This window comes from Geobacillus sp. YHL (assembly GCF_022341265.1).
Classification (GTDB): Bacteria; Bacillota; Bacilli; order Bacillales; family Anoxybacillaceae; genus Geobacillus; species Geobacillus thermoleovorans.
This window is the reverse complement of record NZ_JAEIGB010000002.1, coordinates 282,787-305,364: the sequence shown is the minus strand read 5'-3', so window position 1 is coordinate 305,364 and position 22,578 is coordinate 282,787. Positions and strand designations below refer to the sequence as shown.

Here is a 22,578-nt window from a genome sequence, read left to right as displayed (position 1 = left end):
AGGGGGAATGTGAGGGTGATGCGAACAAGAACAATCGGATTATGGGAGTTGCTGGTGATGACGATCCGGCTTTGGCTGCATCGATGACAATAAGAAAGTGGAACAACGTATGAAGTATGGAGGGATGGCGACGTGAAACGAAAACTCGTGTTAATCGGCAACGGCATGGCGGGGGTTCGCTGCATCGAGGAGATTTTAAAACTTGACCGTGAGGCGTTTGAGATCACGATTTTTGGCAGCGAACCGCATCCGAACTATAACCGCATTTTGTTGTCAAAGGTGCTGCAAGGAGATACGCGCCTTGATGACATTACGTTGAACAGTTGGGAATGGTACGAGCAACACGGCATTCGGCTGTTTGCCGGCGAAACGGTGACGGAAGTCGACAGCGAGCGGCGGCTTGTCCGGACCGACCGTGGACGGGTAGTCGAATACGATGAATTGATTTTCGCGACGGGGTCGAATCCGTTTATCTTGCCGGTGCCGGGAGCGGATTTGCCCGGGGTGACGGCGTTTCGCGACATCCAAGATTGCGAGCGGATGATCGAATATGCGAAGACGTACAAAAAAGCGGCGGTCATCGGCGGCGGCTTGCTTGGATTGGAGGCGGCACGCGGCCTGCTTAACTTAGGGATGGATGTCGATGTCATCCATATTTTCGACTATTTGATGGAACGCCAGCTTGACCCGACCGCTTCGAAGCTGCTGCAGCGGGAGCTGGAGAAACAAGGAATGAACTTTTTGCTTCGCAAAGAGACGGCTGAATTGTTCGGCAACGGCCGTGTGGAAGGAGTGCGATTTAAGGACGGTACGTCCATTGCCGCCGACTTGGTGGTGATGGCGGTCGGCATTCGTCCGAATGTTGATTTAGCGCGGAGAAGCGGCATTGAGGTGAATCGAGGAATCGTTGTCAATGACTACTTGGAAACGAGCGTGCCGCACATTTACGCGGTCGGTGAATGCGCGGAACATCGCGGTGTTGTGTATGGACTCGTCGCTCCGCTTTATGAGCAGGGGAAAGTGCTGGCACAAGCGATTTGCGGCCGAAAAGGAAAGCCGTACGAAGGATCCGTCGTCTCGACCCAACTGAAAGTGTCAGGCGTCGATGTGTTCTCAGCCGGCGAGTTTATGGACGTTGAGGGCACGGAATCGATCAAGTTGTACGACGAAGCGCGCTCGGTGTACAAGAAAGTCGTCGTTCGCGAAGGGAAAATCGTTGGTGCAGTGCTGTTTGGCGATACGAGCGAAGGAAGAAAACTATTTGATATGATCCAGCGCGGCGATTCGCTTGAGGCGCTTTCTCTTTCGTTATTGGCGCCAGCTTCATCGGGAGGAAAAGAAAGCCTTGTGGCGACGATGGCGGATACCGATGTCGTCTGTGGCTGCAACGGGGTGACAAAAGGCGCGATTTGTCAGGCGATTGCCGAACACGGGCTTAAGACGGTCGCCGAGGTGCGCGACTATACGAACGCGTCTCGCTCGTGCGGCGGATGCAAAGGGCTTGTCGCCGAGCTGCTTGAGCATATGCTTGGTGAAGAAGCGAACCGGTATGCGGTGAAAGAAACGATCTGCGGCTGCACGGACTTAAGCCGTGAGGAAGTGATTGCATCGATCAAAGAAAAACGGCTGATGACGGTCAAAGAAGTGATGAGTGTATTGGGATGGAAAAACGAGGAAGGGTGTTCGAAATGCCGTCCGGCGCTCAATTATTACCTGGGCATGTTGTATCCGGGCGAGTACGATGAAGAAGCGGAATCCTTGTTTGTCAATGAGCGGCTGCACGCCAACATCCAGGCCGACGGCACGTACTCCGTTGTGCCGCGCATATATGGCGGGGTGACGACAGCCGAACAGCTGCGGAACATCGCCGATGTCGCGGAAAAATACAACGTGCCGATGATTAAGATCACCGGCGGGTAGCGCATTGACTTGCTTGGGGTGAAAAAAGAAGATTTGCCGCGCATTTGGGCCGATCTCGGCATGCCGTCAGGCTACGCCTACGCCAAGGCGCTTCGGACGGTGAAAACGTGCGTCGGCAAGCAGTTTTGCCGCTTTGGGACGCAAGATTCGACCGGGCTTGGCATTCGGATGGAACAAACATTTGAGCGGCTGAAAACGCCGCATAAAGTGAAAATGGCCGTCTCCGCCTGCCCGCGCAACTGTGCGGAATCGGGCATTAAAGATGTCGGCGTCGTCGGCGTCGAGGGCGGATGGGAGATTTATGTCGGCGGCAACGGCGGCACCCATTTGCGTGCAGCTGACTTGCTTTGCACGGTCAAGACGGAAGACGAAGTGATCGAGATGACCGGTGCTTTTTTGCAATATTACCGCGAGTCCGCGCATTATTTGGAACGGACGTCCAAATGGGTCGAGCGCGTCGGGCTTGAGCATATCCGCGAAGTGTTGTTCGATGTGGAAACGCGCCGCGCGCTGCTTGAGCGGCTTCACAAAGCTCTTTCCGCGACAACAGATCCGTGGCGGGACATCGTCGAAAACGAGAGACTGCAGCAACTGTTGTTCCGCGATATCGGCGACAAAGAGCCGGTGCCGGTGGAATGAAGGGGGATGACGGCGGGCGGAAAAAGTTGATGTTCCGCCGCCTGGATTGATCATGGGTTAGGATCAATGCTGGAACGAAGAGAGGGAAATGATGGCCATCGTCCAGCCGGAAACGAGGTTTTCGTTTGCGAAACGACGATTTTACGTTGTTGTTCATGAAAGTTTGTAAAGGAATGGCCAAACAGGATCAGACATCGATGCAGGGGGAGGACGAAGAGAGGATGAAGGTGGAAGTGGGAACATTGGAACAGCTGCCGAAGCGGCTCGGAAAATGCGTGCGGGTCGGGAATCGTGAGCTGGCGTTGTTCCGGACGGGTGACGATCAAGTATTTGCCGTTGAAAACCGCTGTCCGCATCGAGGAGGCGATTTGTCACAAGGTATTGTGAGCGGCGAGTTTGTGTTTTGTCCGCTCCATGATTGGAAAATTTGCCTGAAAGACGGCCGGGTGCAGGCGCCGGATGAAGGGTGTGTCAAAACGTACCGCGCGGCGGTGAAAGACGGCTTGGTATATGTCGAGCTGTAGGAAGCGGGGGAATGGCGATGACGAACGAATTGCTGCGCTACTTTCGCGCCAAGGAAAAAGAACGGGCGTCGGAAACGGCTGCCGCGACGCAATGTCCGTTTTGCAGCGTCCAGTGCACGCTTCAGCTGGTGGAGGAGCGGATTGTAGAGCGGCGCCGCTACAAGGCGGTCCCGACCGACAACCCGACGTCCAACGGCCGCCTTTGTTTAAAGGGGATGAACGCCCACCAGCACGCTTTGCATCCCGAGCGGCTGTTGGTTCCGCTTGCGAAAGTGGACGGCCGGTTTGTGCGGGTCCGTTGGGAGGAGGCGCTTTCGCTGATCGCGGAACGAATCATCTCCATTCAGAAGGAAGATGGAGTCGATGCGTTTGCTGTTTACGGCGGCGGATCCTTGACGAACGAGGAGGCGTATTTGCTCGGGAAATTTGCCCGCGTGGCGCTCAAGACGCGGCACATCGACTACAACGGCCGTTTTTGCATGTCGGCGGCCGCGGCCGCGATGAACGACGCGTTTGGTCTTGACCGCGGGTTGACGAATCCGCTCTCCGACATTCCACTCGCCCAGACGATCATTTTGGCTGGGACCAATGTCGCCGAATGCCAGCCGACGTTGATGCCGTATTTTTATGAAGCGAAGAAGAACGGCGCTTTTATCATCGTGGTGGATCCGCGGGAAACGAAAACGGCGGCGTTGGCGGATCTGCACCTGCCGCTCAAGCCGGGAACGGATGCGGCATTGGCCGTCGGTGTAGGAAAAGTGTTGATCGAAGAAGGATATATCGATGAAGCGTTCGTGCGCGAGCGGACGGTTGGGTTTGCCGAATGGAAACGGCACGTGGAAGCGATGGATATGGACGAGATCGTCCGGATGACCGACGTGCCGGCTGAGAAGATCCGTTTGGCGGCACGGAAGTACGGGGAGGCGGCCGATGCGATCGTGCTCACCGCGCGCGGCCTGGAGCAGCAAGCGGACGGCTATGCGGCGGTCAGACAATGGATTAACGCCGTATTGGCGACAGGCAAAATCGGCCGGCCCGGTTCGGGTTTTGGATCGATCACTGGGCAAGGAAACGGACAAGGCGGCCGCGAGCATGGACAAAAAGCCGACCAGCTCCCGGGTTATCGAAGCATTGAGCATCCGGAACACCGACGGTATATTGCGAGCGTATGGGGCGTTGCGCCGGATGAACTGCCGAGAAAGGGGGTGTCAGCGTATGAAATGATGCAAAAAATCGATGCGGGTGAGATTACCGGGCTGTTGGTCATGGGATCGAATCCCGTCGTCTCCAGCCCGAACGCGGCGTTTGTGGCCAAAGCGTTGCAAAAACTGAAGTTTCTTGTCGTTGCCGATATGTTTTTGTCCGAAACAGCCGAGCTGGCCGATCTCGTGCTGCCTGTTTCGTCGTATTTGGAAGACGAAGGCACGGTGACGAACGTCGAAGGACGGGTGTGCTTTCGGCCGGCGGCGCGAAAACGGCCGGGAGAGGTGAAGCACGATTGGGAAATTTTATGTGATATCGCTCGCAAGCTCGGCAAAGGCCGCTGCTTTTCCTTCACGTCAGCCGAAGAGATTTTCAACGAACTGCGGCTGGCGAGCCGCGGCGGCAAAGCGGACTATTATGGTGTGACGTATGAGCGGCTGCGCCGCGAACGTGTCTACTGGCCTTGCCCCGATCCGCATCATCCCGGGACTCCTCGACTGTTTACGGAACGGTTTGCTCATCCGGACGGCAAGGCGCGGTTTGCGGTTTTGCCGTTTTGGATGGACAAAGAGGAGACGGATGAACGTTATCCGCTTTATTTAACGACAGGAAGGGTGCTTGCCCATTATTTAAGTGGAACGCAGACGCGGCGCAGTCCAGCACTGGCGGCGCGGCAGCCGGAGGCGACCGTCGAGATCCACCCGAGGACAGCCAAACGATACGGGATCGGCCCAGGGATGCTTGTGCGCATTGAAACGCGGCGCGGTGCGGCGGTCGTCCGCAGCCGTTACAATGATCAAATTCGCGAGGATACCATTTTTGTCCCATTCCACTGGAGCGGCCTGCAGCAAATCAACAACGTTACGTCCGATGAGCTCGATCCGCATTGCCGGATGCCGGCGTTTAAGCGGTGCGCAGCTCGGGTGCGGCCGGTGGTCGATTTAGGGAGAAATTAGCCATCAAGATTCAAACATCGTTCTGCCTCTCATCAGCAGTTGGAAACCGCACTCATCAAGGTTCGCGAGCGGGGAACGCTATGGTGATGGGTCTAGTCAATCGCCGAATTTTTCAATGAATCACGAATGCAGAAAAAAAACTTCCCAGCAATACGGCGGGAAGTAGGTGGAGAAATCGCTTTCATTTCCATTTTAACATAACAAACACTCTGTGCCAAGGGGGAGTCGGGGGAAGATGGCGAGGAAATCGTTTTGGCGCGTCGGGCATGCGCCGACGCTTTTATCGTCGTTTTTGTATTTTGATATCAGCTTTATGATTTGGAACTTGCTTGGCGCGCTTGGTGTATTTGTCGCTGAGTCGTTTGCGCTCACGCCGGCGGAAAAAGGGATGATGGTCGCCATTCCCGTGTTGGGCGGGGCGCTGCTTCGCATTCCGATGGGGATGCTCGCCGACCGCTGGGGCGGGAAGCGGGCTGGTCTGCTTGGCATGGCGGTGACAGCTGTGCCGCTTGTGTGGGGGTGGCAGTTCGCTGACCGGATGTCGGATGTGTATGCGCTCGGATTTTTATTAGGGGTGGGCGGAGCCAGCTTTGCCGTTGCGTTGCCGCTTGCGAGCCGCTGGTATCCGAAAGAGTATCAAGGGCTGGCCATGGGGATCGCCGGGGCCGGCAACAGCGGGACGGTGCTGGCAACGCTGTTTGGCCCGCGGCTGGCGGAGGCGTATGGGTGGAACGCGGTGTTCGGATTGGCGCTCGTCCCGCTAGTTGTTGTCTTTTTTCTATTCGCTTGGCTGGCGCGTGAATGTCCAACAGCGGTGAAACCCGTTTCGTTGCGTGAATACGGAGCCGTTCTCCGTCGAAAAGAAGCATGGCTGTTTTGTTTCTTCTACAGCTTGTCATTCGGCGGATTTGTCGGGCTGACGGGATACTTAGGCATTTTCTTCTTTGATGAATACGGCGTCAGTAAAGTCACGGCCGGCGATTTCGTCACCGCCGTCGTGTTTGCGGGCAGTTTCATCCGCCCGATTGGCGGCTATATCGCTGACCGGATCGGCGGAATGCGGCTTCTTTCCTTGTTGTTTGCCGCTGGGACTTTGTTGCTGGCTTGCATCGGTACATTGCCGTCTCTTTTCGTCCTGTTCGGATTGATGGTTGCTCTTTTCCTTTGTTTTGGCGCGGCGAACGGTGCGTTGTTCCAAGTTGTTCCGACGTGGTTTCCGAAAGAGGTTGGCTTGTTGACGGGCATCATCGGCGCCGCTGGCGGACTGGGAGGGTTTTTGCTGCCGAACGTGCTCGGGGTGATGAAGCAGTGGACCGGCTCTTCAGCGTATGGGTTTTGGATGCTTGCCTTCGTTTTCATGGTCGCGGTGATGGCTGCTCGTCGCCTTCAAGGGACGACGGTTGCGATCGAATCGTTCTCTCAAAAAGCAGCAGAATGAATGGTGCACCCAAAAAGATGTGGGAGACTTTCAAAGGAAATCGTTTGATTGAACGAAAAAACTGGTGGAAAACAGTCCTTTCTTTAGGTTGACAAAGAGGGGGCGGTTTTGCGACGTCCATCCTTATCACTGATTTCGGAAGGCTCTCGCCTCTGTAAGGAAACAGGCGGAGCCTTCTTCATCATCTTCCTTCAGAAAGCCTCCAACGGGTTTCAGACGAAGAGGGAGATCGATATAATAGGGAGAAGGAGGCAGGTGTCCAACCTTGAAAAGAAATGGAGGAAGAAATCGTGTCAAACGATCATGCGCTGCGTTTAGACCATCAGCTTTGTTTTGCCATTTATGCTTGTTCTCGTGAATTGACGAAGTTATATCGTCCTTTTCTTGAAGAAATAGGGATTACATATCCGCAATATCTCGTTTTGCTCGTGTTGTGGGAGCAAGGGGAGACGACAATGAAAGAGCTTGGAAAACGATTGTATTTGGATTCCGGCACACTGACGCCAATGTTGAAAAGAATGGAGGAGAATGGTCTCGTTCAACGGTTGAGATCGCCAGAAGACGAACGGGTTGTGCGCGTTGTTTTAACAGAGCAGGGCAAGAAAATCAAACAAAAGGCACAATGCATACCAGAAGAAATTGTCAAACGAGTAGGGCTTTCCAATCAAGAGTGGAGCGAATTGTTGATGTTGCTGCGGTCGTTGCTTGTGCGGCTGAATGATGAACAACATTCTTCTTGGTCAAATTAAATCTTGTGTTTTTCTATTATATTTTGTAAAATTTAATTGTACACAATTTAATTTTGAGGAGGAGAAACGAAATATGCAACCACTATATCAGACGTCAGTGAAAGCGCAAGGTGGGCGGAATGGGAAAGTGGTGTCTGACGATGGGGTGCTTTCGTTAGACGTCAAAATGCCGAAAGAGCTTGGAGGATCAGGAGGAGCCACGAATCCTGAACAGTTGTTTGCCGCTGGGTATGCCGCTTGTTTTGACAGTGCGTTGAATTTGGTCATCCGTCAAAGAAAGGCCAAGGTAGAAGGAACGGAAGTGACCGCCCAAGTGACTCTCGGAAAAGATGAGGCGGATGGCGGCTTTCAGTTAGCCGTTGTTCTTCAGGTGCGCATTTGGGGGGTCGATCGAAAGACCGCTGAAGAGCTTGTGCATGCAGCCCATCAAGTGTGCCCGTACTCCAAAGCTGTCCGCGGCAATATTGATGTAACCCTGTCGATTCAAGAATGATGATGAGAAAAGGTGCCCGTGAAGAAATTCAGGGCACTTTCTCATGATCGTTTTATAATCGATTTTGCAAAAATCGAAGCAGCTCATCTGCTCGGTTGCCGATGAGGGCGATCAACTGTTCAAACATCGCATCGCGCTCCAGATCGAGCTCAATGATGCGCTTGGCCAGTTCGAGGGCTTGTTTGTCCATGGCGGCGTCCTCCTTCGATCGTCTGGGCGGGGTGGAATCGTTCATATTCGCGTCGCAGTTCGGCCATTGTCCATTCTTCAAGCCGCTCGCGGTCGGCGGCTAAGCCGAACCGTACGAGCTGTTCGATGTAAAATTGCTTTTTCTTCCGCACGGCGCTTCTCATCCATGTCCCCATTCGATTCCCTCCCTGTTTTTACCTTTACCATATCATCTTTTTCTTCAGCATACAGCAAATGTGTTAAGCACATTTACAGGAAATTTAAAAAATATGTTAATTTTATTTACAAAAGTTAACGAGGTGCCATGATTTTTTGTATAATTGTGTTAGAAAATGTAACGTATAGAGGTGAGGAAAATGACTGCTCATCCACAAGAGGATCATTACAAATATAAAAAAGTTATTTCGATCGGTGTCGTCAGCGAACTGACCGGGCTGTCGCAGCGGCAAATTCGTTATTACGAGGAACGGAAGCTGGTGTTCCCTGACCGTTCCAAAGGAACTCGCAAATATTCATTCGCCGATGTGGAGCAGTTGATGAAAATTGCCAATCAACGCGAGGAAGGTGTATCGACTTGGGAAATCCGTCAAGAGATGACGAAAGAGCTGCGCGAGCGGATGTTAAAAGGGCAAATGAACGCGCATTTTCGGAGGCGTTCCTAGGGGTGCGGACAGATTCGAATTTTGGACGCATCCCCTGCTTGGAAGCAGAGCATGCGGAAAACCGCCTGGCCGTGTGCCAACAGGATGTAAACACAGCGGCGTTTGTCCAATAATAAGAGCATAGTTGCTTGGCGCGCACAGAGATTCGTGCGCGCTTTTTTTGTTGCAGGATCAAAAGGTTGGTTTAAAAATATTAATCTTTTTTGTTAAATGACTAGACAAATAAAATTAAATGTATATAATTTAAATTGAAAACGATATCATTTGTTTTACTCAATGCAAAGAGGAGGAATGAACCATGAAACGGATTTTATTGGCGTGCAGTTCTGGAATGTCGACAAGCTTGCTAGTGACGAAAATGCAGGAGTATGCCAAATCCGTCGGTGAGGAGGCAGAGATTTGGGCGGTCGGTCAAGATCAGGCAAAAAAAGAGATGGCCAAAGCCGATGTCGTCCTTATTGGTCCACAAATGAGCTTTTTGAAAGGGGAATTGCAAAAAGAAGCGCAAAAATACGGCATTCCAGTCGATGTCATTGACATGGTGGCTTATGGGATGGCGGATGGCAAAAAAGTGTATGAGCAGGCATTAAAATTGATGGGGGACAAGTAAGATGGAAAAAATCGATGTCAATCAACTCACCAATGAACAAGTCGCTTTCCAGTTGATTTTGCATAGCGGCAATGCCCGCAGCAAAATCGTCCAAGCCATCCGTGAATACCGGAACGGACAGGTCGGAGAAGCGGAGCGGCTGATTCAAGAAGCAGAGCAAGACTTAAGCATCGCCCATGATGTTCATTTTCAGCTCATTCAAAAAGAAGCGGGTGGAGAAGAAACAAATCTTACGTTGCTTCTTATGCATGCGGAAGACCATGTCATGTCAACGCTGGCAATGAAAGAAATTGTAAAAGAAATGCTTGCGCTGTTGAAGGAACGAAACGTGTAAAGGGAGGATGGCGACATGAACCAAGCATTATTCGAAAAACTAAGCAAAGTTCTCGTTCCGATCGCAGGAAAGTTAAACAATAGCCGTTATTTGCAAGTGTTGCGCGATGCGTTTATGTTAGCATTTCCGCTGACGATTTTCGGTTCGATCGCGGTCGTCATCGCCAACTTGCCGTTTTTGGACAAGGTGATGAGTGAAAACAGCCTCAATACATTCAAGGGGATGCTCGGCGTTGCTCCAAATGCAACGATGGGCGTGATGACGATTTTTGTTGTATTCGGCATTGGTTACTATTTATCGAAAAGTTATGAAGTCGAAGGGGTTTTTGGCGGTGCGATCGCGTTAGCTTCTTTTCTCTTGTTGACGCCATTCGTTTTGCAGGTTGAGGGGAAAGAGGCTGTGCAAGGAGTCATCCCGCTCGACCGCCTAGGAGCGAAAGGGATGTTTCTTGGCATGATTACCGCATTTACTGCTGGTGAAATTTACCGGAAGGTTGTGCAAAAAAATATTACAATCAAAATGCCGGCCGGGGTGCCGCCGGCGGTTGCGAAGTCGTTTGCGGCGTTGATTCCGGCGGTGGTCACCCTGACCTTCTTCCTCGTCGTTAATATCATTGTAACACAAATTTTTAAGACAAACATGCATGATGTCATTTACAATGCAGTGCAAGCACCGCTTGTCGGGCTGGGAAGCGGCATTATTCCAACGCTGATCGCGATTTTTGTCACGCAAATTTTGTGGTTTTTCGGATTGCATGGGCAAATCATCATTAACTCGGTGATGGATCCGATTTGGAACACACTGTCGCTCGAAAACTTAAATGCGTATACAAAAACGGGGGAAGTTCCGCATGTCGTCAGCAAACAGTTTATTGAAATTTACACGGTCGGCATGGGCGGAACGGGAATGACGCTCGCTGTCATTTTCGCCATCTTGCTCTTTATGAAGAGCAAGCAAATGAAGCAGGTGGCGAAGCTCGGGCTCGGACCCGGAATCTTTAACGTCAATGAACCGATTATTTTCGGTTTGCCGGTCGTGATGAATCCGCTCGTCATCGTCCCGTGGATTTTGGCACCGATGGTCGTCACGTTGGTGACCTATTTGGCGATGTCCTCAGGCCTTGTACCGCCGCCTAACGGCGTAGCGGTGCCGTGGACGGTGCCGATTTTCATCAACGGCATTATGGCGACGAACTCGCTGGCCGGCGGATTGCTGCAAGTGGTCAATTTCCTGATTGTGCTTGTCATTTGGTTTCCATTCTTAAAGTTCATTGACCGGATGAACTTGCAAAAAGAGCGGGAAGAGGGGCAAGACGCTGCGAAAAGTGCATCATAACGATACAGCAAATGAGGTGAATCGCGATGGAACAACGATCAAAGCAACCAATCACCTATCGCTTTCCTGCCGGATTTTGGTGGGGAAGTGCGACATCCGCGACGCAAATCGAAGGAGCGGCAAACGAAGGGGGGAAAGGGAAGAACATTTGGGATCATTGGTATGAGAAGGAGCCACATCGCTTTTTTAACGGTGTCGGTCCGTCAACCACATCAGATTTTTATCACCGCTACAAAGAGGATATTGCTTTGATGAAGGAGATCGGGCATAATTCATTCCGGTTTTCGATTTCGTGGTCACGCTTGATTCCAGATGGAGTCGGTGAGGTCAATCCGGAAGCCGTGCGGTTTTACAATGCAGTCATTGATGAACTATTGGCGAGTGGGATCGAGCCATTTGTGAATTTGTATCATTTTGATATGCCGTTAGCAATGCAAAATATCGGAGGTTGGGAAAGCCGCGAAGTCGTGGATGCATATACCCGCTACGCCAGCATTTGTTTTGATTTGTTCGGGGATCGGGTAAAAAAATGGTTTACCCACAATGAACCGATCGTTCCGGTGGAAGGCGGGTATTTATATGATTTTCATTACCCCAACATCGTAGACTTCCGCCGCGCTGTACAAGTGGCTTACCATACGATGATTGCTCATGCCAAAGCGGTTGCCGCCTTCCGCAGGGCGGCGATACCGGATGGAAAGATCGGCATTATTTTGAATTTAACGCCGTCTTATCCGCGCAGCCAGCACCCTGCTGATGTGAAAGCGGCGCATATTGCCGATTTGTTGTTTAACAGGAGCTTCCTAGATCCTGCGGTGAAAGGAGAATACCCGCAAGATTTGATTGAACTGTTGGATGAACATGGATTTTTGCCTGTAACGGAAGCCGGTGATCGCGAGCTGATCAAAGAAAACACGATTGATTTGCTCGGCATCAACTACTATCAACCGCGCCGCGTCAAGGCAAAAGAAAATATGCCAAATCCGGACGCCCCGTTTTTGCCTGAACGGTTTTTCGATTACTATGCCATGCCGGGGCGGAAAATGAATCCGTATCGCGGTTGGGAAATTTATGAAAAAGGTATTTATGATATTTTAATTAATATAAAAGAAAAATATGGAAACATTGAGTGCTTTATTTCTGAAAACGGGATGGGTGTTGAAGGAGAAGAACGGTTCCGTGATGAAAGCGGCATGATTCACGATGACTACCGGATTGAATTCATTCAAGAGCATTTAAAATGGGTGCATCGCGCGATTGAAGAAGGAGCAAATGTTAAAGGTTACCATATTTGGACGTTTATGGACAATTGGTCGTGGACCAATGCCTATAAAAATCGGTATGGGCTCGTGGCAGTCGACTTGGAGAACGGTTTGAAACGAACCATTAAAAAAAGTGGTTATTGGTTTAAATCGTTGGCAGAAAACAACGGATTTTAAACGGAAAGCAAGGCGTCCCGGGCAGCGGGGCGCTTTTTGTCGGTTGGGAGGACGGAGCGGCAACGCAAAAGCAGTGAAGGAGAAAGCCGCATTGGCTATTGTGCAAACAGATGATTGTTCGTACAATGAAAATAGGACAATGACGAGGGATGAAAACGATGCCAAAATATGAGCAAATTTCTAACGAAATACGCAGACGAATTAAAGAGGGAGTGTATTCCCTAGACGAGCCGATTCCTGATGAAATCTCGCTCGCTGAGGAGTTTGGCTGCAGCCGGATGACCGTGAAACGGGCGCTTGATCTGCTTGTGTCCGAAGGGCTGTTGTATCGAAAGCGCGGCCATGGCACGTTTATTGTAAAATCCGCCATGCTTGATGGATTGGTGAACGTCGTCAGCAACGAAACGCTCGGCTTGACGAGTTTATTGAAAGGTCGAAAGGTGACAAGCCATATTATCACGTTTGAAGTGCTGTTTCCATCTGATGAGGTGGCTGCTCATTTGTGCATCGACGCGAACACACCGGTGTACCACTTAATCCGGCTGCGCAATGTGGATGGCGAACCGTACGTCATTGAACGGACGTATATGCCCGTCCATTTGATCCCGGGGCTCAACGAAACGGTGCTTCATGGCTCGATTTATCGTTACATCACTCACGAACTCGGCTTAACGATTGCAGGGTCGCACCGAAAGATCCGCGCGGATAAGCCGAATGAGCTTGATCGCCAGTACTTGCAGTGCGCACCCGACGATCCGGTGTTGGAATTGGAACAGGTTGGTTTTTTGAACAATGGAGAGCCCTTTGAATACTCCTTTTCCCGTCATCGGTACGACAAATTCGTATTCGTCACCGTCAGCACCCGCCGCTAAACGGCGCCTGCTTTCGCGATCCGGGAAGGCAGGCGCGTTTTGTTTGCCGTTCAGGGTTGTTCTTTCCGTCTTTCTTCTAGAGAGTTGGTGGTTTATTGAACGCTCTCCCACCTACGCTAACGCTTAGAGGTGGGAGATTCTTGGGAACACCCGCCCAACGGCAGGCTATGAACCAAGCCATCCCCGTGCGTCCCACGGTTCGACTGCCCTACAACGACAGCAAACGAAGCCCTTCCTGCAAAAACCCGATCGTTTGGTTGATCAGCTCCGCTTGTGTTCGGGTGGGATACAGCCTGGGGCAGGGGGTGAAATGGAACTGGACCTCAGTACGCGCGTCTCCCGACTGGTTATGCAGCGATTTTTTCTCCTTTTTTCTCCATTTATAATGGCGCTCGATCGATTCCATAATGTAAATGGATAGAACGAGCAGGGAAGGATGCCGCCAATGAGAAGCAAAGCGACGCAGTGGCTGTTGTCTGTATGGGGACTGATGGATCCGCTCTATTATGCATGTTCCCGCCTCGAATATGTTGGTGGGAAAGAGAACGGCTGTCGTTCCATTTTCCGCGTCCGTTTGCTTCGATACAAGGGTGAAACCATTCACCTTTCGGACGGAACGACGATCGCGGCCAATGACTGGCTGTTGAAAATTCACCTTCATAATGTTCGTCTGCTTCGCGAACTGATGCAGTATCGAAGCGATATTCAAAAAGGACGTTATATTTTCGAACAAGTGAAAGCCGGTTTGCCGTATGTTGCCCATCATCTTTACCATCACAAACAGTCCTCCCGCATAAAAGGGATCATCGGCGTGACGATGTTAAACAAAGGTTGTGAGAGACTCGGATTTGATGCCATTGACATTGGCAATTCATTTTATCGTTGGTTTAAAATGGCATCCCATTGGCCGATGATGACAGTGGCCCAACACCGTCTCATGCCGCTTGTCCGCCCGCCGAAATATTTGGTGATGTCAAAGGAAAAATTGTTTTCGTTGTACGGCTGCCATCTCATCCACTAACTCCCTCTTTCTTCTCTCCTCCGTTTCACTATAATGGGTATCGAGGGAGGAGAGAAGACGATGACATTCTTTTTTGTCGTTCTTGCCATTTTGTTATTGCTTGCTTTGGCCATTCGTAAAGCCCACCGCAACACGTATGAAGCGGTTTTGCATAAAGTCCAAGTCGGCCGTTCAGAGGATGGAGACGGAGCCCTTCGGATTTTGCAGCTATCGGATTTGCATCTTGAAAAACTGTCGATCCCCCCGGACGATTTATACAACAAGCTGAAAGACGAAGCGATCGATTTGATCGCGTTGACGGGCGACTTTTTGGACCGTGAGGAAAGCATCGCCAAGCTCAGTCCGTATTTGGCCGCGCTGAATGCATTGAAACCGACGTACGGCATGTATGCGGTGTTTGGCAACCACGATTACGTGCTTCAAGGCGAACCGTTTGCGCGCTTGAAAGCGACGCTTGAGGCGCACGGCTGCGTCGTCTTGCAAAACGAGACGAAAACGATCACCGTCAACGGTCAAACCGTCAATATCATCGGCATCGATGACTTTTACACGGGGCGCAGCGACATCAAAAAGGCATACGCCGGCGTGAAAGACGGCATCAACCTCGTGTTGACGCACGATCCGGACATCGTGCCGCATATGAAAGACTATCATTTTGACTACTTGTTGTCCGGCCATTTCCACGGCGGGCAAATTCATTGGCCAAAGCCGTACCATTTGGCGAAAATGAGCAAAACGCTCACCGAGCGGAACATGATCAAAGGTTATCATGAATGGGAGGGGAAACCGTTTTATATCAACGAAGGGCTTGGGCAAACCGGGGTGAACATTCGAATCGGCTCGAAGCCGGAAGTGACGCTCCACTTGTTGGCGCTGCCGTCCCGAAGAGAAGCAGTGAAAGCTGTCTAATTGGCAGCTTTTTATTTTTTTATTAGGCAGGAAAGCGGTTTCGCTTGCGCGTGCCACCATGCGGCGCGCTTTTTGTGTGGACTCGTCTCCCTGTTGTTGGGGGAAAATCAATGACCGTTTGCATAGACAAGGGAAACAATCGCCATACTTTTTAAAGAAAGGAGTGAATGGCCAATGGAACCGTCGTGGAAAGCTCTCTTGCCATTTTTAGTTGTCATCCCGATTTCAATTTGGACGAAGCAAGTGATCCCTGGACTGTTTGTCGGGCTGTTGGTCGGCAGCTATTTCATGACGCCGTCGTTGCTTGGCGGGCTGCGGACGATGCTTCATTACGTCGTCGATAACTTGATGCAGACGAACAACATTCGCATTATCATTTTCTTGTATGTGTTCGCCGGTCTTGTCAGCATGATCAAATACACCGGCGGAATCAAAGGATTCGTCCATCTCGTCAGCAAAAAAGTGAAATCGGCCAAAACCGCCATGCTGCTGACGTGGATTTCGACGATGGTGACGTTTAGCGACCCCGATTTTCGCATCGTCACCGTCGCGCCGATCATGAAGGCGCTGCGCAAACGGCTTGGGCTGTCGTCCCAGCAAATCGGCTTTGCCATTGAGGTGACATCCAACCCGGTTGTCGCGCTCATCCCAATTGCCACCGCGTTTGTCGGCTATATGGTGTCGGTCATCGATAAGGCGCTTGATACGGCTGGCATCGGAGCGGAGCCGTACATCGTGTACGTCCGAAGCATTCCGTTTAACTTTTTCTCGTATGCCATTATTGCGGTTGGGCTCTACTACAGTTTTTTTGTCTATTCGCGCAAAAAACAAGCGGCAGTAAGCGAAAAGCGGAAAGAGGCGCCGATTCGAAGCTGGAACGAGCGGTTGGCGCTCGAAATGGCGGAAGAACAGCGGCCGGCTGACAATGAGCCCAATGAAGCGCAAGGGGAAGAAGGAGACGCGATGCAGACATGCCCGCGCGCTTACCAAAAAGAAACGCCGGTCAAGCCGTGGAATTTGATCGTTCCGCTTTCGATCGTGCTTGTCTTGACGTTGTTTTTAAGTTGGTGGGACGGCCGCCGGGGGGCAAGAACGTTTTGGCAGGCGTTTTTGCAAAGCGATGCGCTCGGTGCGATGTTGGAGGCGCTGTTGTTTACCGTGATCATTACAGTGGCCTTTTTCCTTTGGCAAAAGTTTAAGCTGAACGATTTATTGACTCATTTTGTTAAAGGCGGCAATGAGCTGATTTCCGTCATTTTAATGCTGGCGCTCATTTGGGCGCTGTCGGCTGTGGCGGAGGATTTAGGGTTTTCGCAATACATTACGGGCCATGTCAAAGAATGGATTCCGCCGTTTTTCGTCGCTCCGATTTTGTTTTTGCTTGGCGCCGTCATTTCCTATTTCATCGGCTCGTCGTGGGGGACGTGGGGGATGTTGATGCCGCTTGGCGTAACGCTCGCGAGCCAGTCAGGAGCGAATATTTTGCCGGTCATCGGCGCTGTGTTTGCAAGCGGCACATTCGGGGCGTTCGCGTCGCCGCTCAGCGACAATACAGTGACGCTTTGCACCATTTTGGATTTGCCGGTGATGGAATACGCGCGCACGAAGTTGATCCCATCGTTGATCGCCGCCGGCATCGCCGCCGTTTTGTTCGGCGCGACATCGTTTCTTTTGCATTAACGCTGTTGTCGCCCTCTTTCGCCTTCCATGATACACTAAAAGAAAAAAGAAAGGGGAGCGCCGATGGGGGAGGCGGAACGGCGGCTTGAGGAGCTTGGCCAATGGCAAACGGAAGATGTTGCCGCCCAGCTAGAGCAGTTGAACGAGCGGCTCGCGGTGGAGGACGCGTATTATCGTGCGGATGAAGACCAACGGGCGCGCGAACGGTATTACCGCCATCTGACGCTTGAAGGGGATGGATTGATGTTGTTTGTCCGCTATCACGAACTGGTGGCGCGCACCCATAAGCGGCGGCTGCCGTATTTTTTCAGCAAGGACGAATATTTGTACACATGGGTCGACTTGCAGCCGGACGGAACGGTGCGAAGCTTGTACTCCGGCGAGCGAAAAGACCCGAAGATGTTGATCGTCCAAGATGTCCAAACGATGAAACGGCGCTACGATGAATTTCGCCAGTTGTTGAAAAAAATGAAGCATGGGCTCGGCGATGTGCACGAGCGGGTGAAAACGATCGAGCAGCAATGGAAATTCAATGCCGAACATGTCGTGCCGCAGTCTTGGTTTGGCGCCCGCGAACCGATGAAAGGCGATTTGCATCATTTATTCGTTTGCCAGCCGGAGTGCAATACGATGCGGTCGAATTTTCCGTACGCGGATTTCCCGTTTTACAATCCGGAAGATCCCGACGAGCAAATCCAAAACCGTTGCGGAGTCGTTCATAATGGCTATTTCGAGCCGGAATACGGCAAAGGGACGGCGGCAAGGGCGATGTTGTACTTTCTGCTTCGCTACCCAAAGGCGATCGCAAAGTCGTTTCGGCGCAAAATCGATATTCCGCTCCTTGTCCGTTGGCACGAACAATTTCCACCGACGGTGTATGAACATCATCGCAACAGCGCGATTTTTTTCATCCAAGGCAACCGCAACCCGTTCATTGATTTTCCTGAACTGGCAGGGCGGATGGTGTTTCCGTTTGAAGGGGCGCTGTGAAATGAGGTGAAAGGCGGGTGCCTGCCTTTTGTCCCGGGTGTCAAGGAATAAGAAAGATGAGCGGAAAAGCTGTCTCCGAAAAATGATCGTTCATTTCGGAAGACAGCTTTTTTGTTGCTAGGCAAAGCGTGAGAGGGGTTAAGCGGAAATCGTTTGTTCATCCGCCTGGCGATCTGCTTGTTTGCGGAAGTATGTTGCGACCATCGGACCGGAAATATTGTGCCAGACGCTGAAAATGGCGCTCGGAACAGCGGCGAGCGGCGAAAAATGGGCGGTCGCTAAGGCCGCACCAAGCCCGGAGTTTTGCATGCCAACTTCGATGGAAATCGCCTTTTGTTTTGGCGGTGACAGGCGAAACAGTTTGGCAAACCAATACCCAAGCAGCAAGCCCAATCCGTTATGAACAACGACAATAAGAAAAATAAGCAGTCCGCTTTTGGCAATGGCCGCTTGGTTTTGTCCGACGACGGCGGCGACAATGGCCACGATGGCGATGACCGAAACGAGCGGCAGCGCCGGGATGCACGCTTTGACTTGCTTTTGGAACAGAGCCTGGGCGATGAGTCCTAAAAGGATCGGAATCAGGACGACTTTGACGATCGACCAAAACAAAGCTGCGGCCGATACGGACAGCCATTTTCCCGCTAAAAGCAAGATGAGCGAAGGCGTCAAAATCGGCGCTAAAATCGTCGAAACAGACGTGACGGCGACCGACAGAGCCGTATCTCCTTTCGCCAAATACGTCATGACGTTGGACGCCGTTCCGCCCGGACAGCAGCCGACTAAAATAATGCCGAGCGCCACTTCGCGCGAAACCGGCAGAAAGTAAGCGAGCAAAAACGCGATAAGCGGCATGATCAGAAATTGGGCAACGACGCCGATCAACACATCAAGCGGACGTTTGAATACTTCTTTGAAATCATCTGCTGAAAGCGTCAATCCCATGCCAAACATCACGATGCCTAAAAGCGGCACAATATACGGGGCGATCCACGTAAACGCGCCGGGAGCGAAAAAAGCAAGCGCTCCGAACAAAAGCACCCAGATCGCAAACGTATTGCCGACAAAGTTGCTTATTCTTCCTAGTGTATTCACTGTACTCACTCCTTGAACAAAGATGGGAAAGATATACAAGAAATTATATACATTTTTTTGAAAAGTTCAACTAATGAATCGCCAAATTTTGAAGAAATGTTGACAATATAGAATGATTGTGAAAAAAGTCACTTCCTTTTTCTTCGGTTATGCTATGATAGGAATTGAGAAAAAGAATCATTCTTGACACACATGAGAATAGACAGGGAAATAGGGGGAAAAGACGATGGTGCTGACCGATTTGCATAAAGGAGAAGCAGCGGTCGTCGTCCATTTGGCCGTCGAGCAGGAGGCACTGAAACAGCGCCTCCTTCATCTAGGGGTCAAAGAAGGAAAAATGGTGCGGCTGAAAACCGCGATGCCGTTTGGCGGACCGGTGATGATCGAAGTTGATGGGCAGGCCATCGGCTTACGGCGCAAAGAAGCGTCGGCGATTGAGGTGAAATGATGGCGTACGTAGCGCTGTTTGGCAACCCCAATACTGGCAAAACGTCATTGTTTAACTGTTTAACCGGCTCTTATGAATATGTTGGCAACTGGAGCGGGGTAACGGTCGAGAAGAAAGTAGGAGTGCTTCGCCAACACGGTGTGCCGGTCGTCGATTTGCCCGGCATTTACTCGCTCCAGCCGCTGTCCCGTGATGAAGGAGTGGCGACTGATTTCTTATTGACCGAGCCGTGTTCAGTGATCGTCAATATCGTTGACGCGTCACAACTTCAGCGCAACTTGCATTTGACGGTTCAGCTATTGGAATTTGGCCGCCCGCTCATCATCGCTTTGAATATGGTGGATGTCGCTGAAAAGCGCGGCGTCAAAATCGATGCCGCCAAGCTGTCGCGCCATCTCGGCGTCCCAGTTGTTCCGGTCATCGCCCGGACGGGAAAGGGGACAAAGGAGTTATCCCGCACCATTTTGTCGGCAAAAGACGGACACCATTCCCGCATTTTTATTGATTACGGCGTTGAGGTGGAACGCGCAGTCCGTCGCATTGCTGAGCAACTGCCCGATGACATGCCGGGAGATAAGCGCTGGATGGCGTTGCAATTTCTAGAAGGAAACGAGCGCATCGCCGCCTATTTGCGCGGGCGGTTGGATCTTTCTCCGCTTCTAGAAGCCCGCGCAGAGGCGGAACAGAAGCTCGGATCTTCGGTCGCCGAACAGATTTATGAGACGCGTGACCGCTGGATCGGTGAGGCGATCGCTGTTGCGGCGATCGCGCTTGAGAACAAACCGTTGACATGGACGGAAAAAATCGATGTGGTTGTGACAAACCGTTATGTCGGGCTGCCGATTTTTTTGGCGCTGATGTATCTCGTGTTTATGCTCACGTTTAACTGGCTTGGGACGCCGCTTGCCGATCAGCTTGACGCTTTCTTCTCAGGGCCGCTCACTGATTGGCTGTCCCGTCTTCTCGACTGGGCGGGGGCGTCGCCGTTTATCAAGGCACTCGTTTTGGACGGGATTGTCGCTGGGGTCGGCGGGGTTCTGGTGTTTGTTCCGCAAATTTTCATTTTGTTCTTTTTCATCTCGCTTCTCGAAGACTCCGGGTACATGGCGCGCGTGGCGATGGTGATGGACCGGATGATGGAAGCGATCGGGTTAAACGGCAAGGCGTTTATCCCGATGATCATCGGCTTTGGCTGCAACGTTCCCGGGGTGATGGCGGCGCGCACGATCGAGCAGCCGAAAGAACGGCTGTTGACGATCTTGGCGCTGCCGTTTATGTCGTGTTCCGCCCGCTTGCCGGTGTACGCCTTGTTTGCCGGCACGTTTTTCGTCCGCGAACAGGCGCTTGTCGTCTTTTCGCTTTACGTGCTTGGCATTGTAGTGGCTTTGGGGCTCGCCAAGTTGTTCTCATCGACGCTCTTGAAAAACGAAAGTTCGCTGTTTGTCATTGAACTGCCGCCATACCGCGTGCCGCAGGCGCTCACGTTATGGCGGAGCACATGGGAGAAAGGGAAAGGGTTCGTTCGCAAAGCCGGCACGTTTATTTTTGGCGGTTCGGTCGCCATTTGGCTGTTGACGTATATCGGGCCGCATGGGGTCGGCGTTGCCATGGATGACAGTTTTCTCGCCGCCATCGGCGGCCTCATCGCTCCGTTGCTCGCCCCGCTTGGCTTTGGCGCCTGGCAGGCGGGCGCGGCTTTGATCACCGGCTTTTTGGCGAAAGAAGTCGTCGTGTCCACGATGAATATTATTTACCACGTTCATGAGGAGAACGGGCTGAAGCAGGTGATCGCCTCCCATTTCACGCCGCTGTCGGCGTTCAGCTTTATGGTGTTCGTCCTGCTTTATACGCCGTGTCTAGCGACGGTGGCGGCGATTCGCAAAGAAACCGGGTCGCGGAAATGGACGCTGTTGTCAATCGGATGCGCGCTGACGGTTGCGTATGTCATTTCGTTTGCCGTCTATCAGTTTGGGCATATGCTTGGTTATTCATGAAAGGAGAGAGAATCGATGATCGCGAATCTTGTGATCGGCGGAGCGATTTTTGCCTACGCCGGCTGGACGCTGGTTCGCCACGTGAAAAAAAGCGCCAAAGGGGCGTGCGCGTCATGCCATGCGGCTGACCATTGCCGAGGCAGCTGCGGGACGGAGAGGTAACCCGTTCAAGACGAACGGATTCCTGACGATGATCGGAATCCGTTTTTCTTATTTTCCGACGAAAGACTTTCGCTTCCATGTTGTAGGATAGCCAAAAAATAAGCGGGGATACAATGGGTAAGCTGCTTCAACGGACCATCCGTTTCAACGGGCTCTGGAGGACAAAAGATCAGGCCGCCCTTTGTTTTGGCTGTTGGGTGTTGTTGCCTCAATGATGGCCGAAACACCGGGGGTAGAAAGCTTTTTTCGTTCAACCGTTGAAACTCAAGGGAAGACCGTGAGTGTGGAGGATAAACTTTTGACAATACCTAAAAATTGAGGATAGCGAAAAGGCGGCTTTGGATCAAGGTTCGCACAGTTGTGTAAAAACAAAGCAGCAAAAAACGATGTTGTTGTCCTGTCATCCAAGTTTACTGTGTTGGCGATGGAATTTCACGCAATAATTGAACTTGACCCGGCTTTGGCCCGCTCTTTTCCTCACTCTTTTCCTCATTCTTTTCGTTTTTGGATGGGACGGATGTAACTCTCTAATTCGTGGGCAAGATGCTGGATGCAATCATTTCCCCGGAACTTGGCATCCTCGACAAGGTACACCGTGAAATCTTCCGCTTCTTTATTGGTCATAGTGAACTCATATCCATTCAAATCAAGGAACGTGACGAATACGGTTAAAGCCGTCCGCTTATTGCCGTTGTGGAAAATATGACCTGTCGCGATGGAATGGTAATAGCAGCAAGCCTTTTCAATAATCGAAGGGAACTGTTCCTCCCCGAACAATTTCGTTTTCGGTCTTTCCAACATCCACGCGAATTTATCGGGGAATTGGATCCCCGCTTGTTCTGCGTCGTCGTACATTTCCATGACCGTGTAATGGATAAATATGATTTCTTCCGCTGTCAAATAATAAACCATGTTT

22 protein-coding genes and 1 pseudogene are annotated in these 22,578 nt (G+C 51.5%); 19 read left to right on the top strand and 4 right to left on the bottom strand.

The features are described 5' to 3' along the window. The first annotated feature begins 132 nt into the window (after positions 1 to 132). The 6 genes and pseudogenes from nirB to JCR24_RS04000 all read left to right on the top strand — a co-directional run bounded on the left by nirB (position 133) and on the right by JCR24_RS04000 (position 7,922). Positions 133 to 2,559 (top strand): annotated as a pseudogene (nirB, locus tag JCR24_RS04025) (nitrite reductase large subunit NirB). Positions 2,560 to 2,780: 221 nt separating this feature from the next. Next, positions 2,781 to 3,083: a nitrite reductase small subunit NirD gene (gene nirD / locus JCR24_RS04020; protein ID WP_033008815.1), complete on the top strand. Its 303-nt coding sequence runs from the start codon at positions 2,781 to 2,783 to the stop codon at positions 3,081 to 3,083. Positions 3,084 to 3,094: 11 nt separating this feature from the next. Next, positions 3,095 to 5,242 (top strand): assimilatory nitrate reductase catalytic subunit NasC, encoded by a 2,148-nt coding sequence (gene nasC / locus JCR24_RS04015; RefSeq protein WP_305054813.1) that lies wholly within the window; start codon positions 3,095 to 3,097, stop codon positions 5,240 to 5,242. Between the two features lie 235 nt (positions 5,243 to 5,477). Continuing rightward, complete coding sequence (locus JCR24_RS04010; protein WP_238980120.1) at positions 5,478 to 6,680, top strand: nitrate/nitrite transporter; 1,203 nt, start codon at positions 5,478 to 5,480, stop codon at positions 6,678 to 6,680. 275 nt (positions 6,681 to 6,955) lie between these two features. Further along, a complete protein-coding gene (locus JCR24_RS04005; RefSeq protein ID WP_068895131.1) occupies positions 6,956 to 7,429 on the top strand; it encodes a MarR family winged helix-turn-helix transcriptional regulator in 474 nt (157 codons plus the stop codon). A 73-nt stretch (positions 7,430 to 7,502) separates the two neighbouring features. Next, positions 7,503 to 7,922 (top strand): organic hydroperoxide resistance protein, encoded by a 420-nt coding sequence (locus tag JCR24_RS04000; RefSeq protein WP_238980119.1) that lies wholly within the window; start codon positions 7,503 to 7,505, stop codon positions 7,920 to 7,922. Between the two features lie 52 nt (positions 7,923 to 7,974). On the opposite strand, the gene JCR24_RS03995 is transcribed toward JCR24_RS04000, so the two are convergent. Together JCR24_RS03995 and JCR24_RS03990 are read right to left on the bottom strand one after the other, a co-directional pair. Further along, a complete protein-coding gene (locus JCR24_RS03995) occupies positions 7,975 to 8,112 on the bottom strand; it encodes a hypothetical protein (protein ID WP_011231352.1) in 138 nt (45 codons plus the stop codon). After that, positions 8,072 to 8,287 (bottom strand): Fur-regulated basic protein FbpA, encoded by a 216-nt coding sequence (locus tag JCR24_RS03990; RefSeq protein ID WP_025950740.1) that lies wholly within the window; start codon positions 8,285 to 8,287, stop codon positions 8,072 to 8,074. The genes JCR24_RS03995 and JCR24_RS03990 overlap by 41 nt, the downstream gene beginning before the upstream one ends. A gap of 180 nt (positions 8,288 to 8,467) precedes the next feature. Here JCR24_RS03990 and JCR24_RS03985 point away from each other — a divergent pair, with 180 nt between their 5' ends. The 10 genes from JCR24_RS03985 (at position 8,468) to JCR24_RS03940 (ending at position 17,963) form a co-directional block, all read left to right on the top strand. Continuing rightward, positions 8,468 to 8,773 (top strand): MerR family transcriptional regulator, encoded by a 306-nt coding sequence (locus JCR24_RS03985; RefSeq protein WP_031409288.1) that lies wholly within the window; start codon positions 8,468 to 8,470, stop codon positions 8,771 to 8,773. Between the two features lie 298 nt (positions 8,774 to 9,071). Continuing rightward, positions 9,072 to 9,383, top strand: a complete 312-nt coding sequence (locus JCR24_RS03980; RefSeq protein WP_013145220.1) for a PTS sugar transporter subunit IIB — start codon at positions 9,072 to 9,074, stop codon at positions 9,381 to 9,383. A 1-nt stretch (position 9,384) separates the two neighbouring features. Then, on the top strand, positions 9,385 to 9,717 hold the full coding sequence (locus JCR24_RS03975) for a PTS sugar transporter subunit IIA (RefSeq protein WP_020279317.1): 333 nt from the start codon (positions 9,385 to 9,387) through the stop codon (positions 9,715 to 9,717). Positions 9,718 to 9,732: 15 nt separating this feature from the next. Beyond that, on the top strand, positions 9,733 to 11,052 hold the full coding sequence (celB, locus tag JCR24_RS03970) for a PTS cellobiose transporter subunit IIC (RefSeq protein WP_021321473.1): 1,320 nt from the start codon (positions 9,733 to 9,735) through the stop codon (positions 11,050 to 11,052). A 26-nt stretch (positions 11,053 to 11,078) separates the two neighbouring features. Next, entirely contained in the window at positions 11,079 to 12,491 is a 1,413-nt protein-coding gene (locus JCR24_RS03965; protein ID WP_020279319.1) for a glycoside hydrolase family 1 protein, read from the top strand. Between the two features lie 158 nt (positions 12,492 to 12,649). Next, positions 12,650 to 13,363 (top strand): GntR family transcriptional regulator, encoded by a 714-nt coding sequence (locus JCR24_RS03960; protein ID WP_023634484.1) that lies wholly within the window; start codon positions 12,650 to 12,652, stop codon positions 13,361 to 13,363. 445 nt (positions 13,364 to 13,808) lie between these two features. Further along, on the top strand, positions 13,809 to 14,384 hold the full coding sequence (locus JCR24_RS03955) for a YkoP family protein (protein WP_020279320.1): 576 nt from the start codon (positions 13,809 to 13,811) through the stop codon (positions 14,382 to 14,384). A gap of 60 nt (positions 14,385 to 14,444) precedes the next feature. Further along, entirely contained in the window at positions 14,445 to 15,293 is an 849-nt protein-coding gene (locus JCR24_RS03950; RefSeq protein WP_238980118.1) for a metallophosphoesterase, read from the top strand. Positions 15,294 to 15,467: 174 nt separating this feature from the next. Further along, positions 15,468 to 16,973: a Na+/H+ antiporter NhaC family protein gene (locus tag JCR24_RS03945; protein WP_021321477.1), complete on the top strand. Its 1,506-nt coding sequence runs from the start codon at positions 15,468 to 15,470 to the stop codon at positions 16,971 to 16,973. A 63-nt stretch (positions 16,974 to 17,036) separates the two neighbouring features. Beyond that, positions 17,037 to 17,963, top strand: coding sequence for an endonuclease I family protein (locus JCR24_RS03940; protein ID WP_069304267.1), 927 nt, complete (start codon positions 17,037 to 17,039; stop codon positions 17,961 to 17,963). 138 nt (positions 17,964 to 18,101) lie between these two features. Here the strand turns inward: JCR24_RS03940 and JCR24_RS03935 are convergent, their stop codons facing one another. Next, entirely contained in the window at positions 18,102 to 19,058 is a 957-nt protein-coding gene (locus tag JCR24_RS03935) for a bile acid:sodium symporter family protein (protein ID WP_020279325.1), read from the bottom strand. Positions 19,059 to 19,284: 226 nt separating this feature from the next. Here JCR24_RS03935 and JCR24_RS03930 point away from each other — a divergent pair, with 226 nt between their 5' ends. Genes JCR24_RS03930 through JCR24_RS03920 form a run of 3 tightly spaced genes read left to right on the top strand, consistent with a single transcriptional unit; the run spans position 19,285 to position 21,662 of the window. Continuing rightward, positions 19,285 to 19,506 (top strand): FeoA family protein, encoded by a 222-nt coding sequence (locus JCR24_RS03930; protein ID WP_069304266.1) that lies wholly within the window; start codon positions 19,285 to 19,287, stop codon positions 19,504 to 19,506. Beyond that, positions 19,506 to 21,500, top strand: coding sequence for a ferrous iron transport protein B (gene feoB / locus JCR24_RS03925; protein ID WP_083227511.1), 1,995 nt, complete (start codon positions 19,506 to 19,508; stop codon positions 21,498 to 21,500). The genes JCR24_RS03930 and feoB overlap by 1 nt, the downstream gene beginning before the upstream one ends. Before the next feature lie 15 nt (positions 21,501 to 21,515). Further along, positions 21,516 to 21,662: a FeoB-associated Cys-rich membrane protein gene (locus JCR24_RS03920; protein WP_014195950.1), complete on the top strand. Its 147-nt coding sequence runs from the start codon at positions 21,516 to 21,518 to the stop codon at positions 21,660 to 21,662. Positions 21,663 to 22,151: 489 nt separating this feature from the next. Here the strand turns inward: JCR24_RS03920 and JCR24_RS03915 are convergent, their stop codons facing one another. Continuing rightward, positions 22,152 to 22,574, bottom strand: coding sequence for a type II toxin-antitoxin system death-on-curing family toxin (locus JCR24_RS03915; RefSeq protein ID WP_014195947.1), 423 nt, complete (start codon positions 22,572 to 22,574; stop codon positions 22,152 to 22,154). Between the last annotated feature and the right edge of the window lie 4 nt (positions 22,575 to 22,578).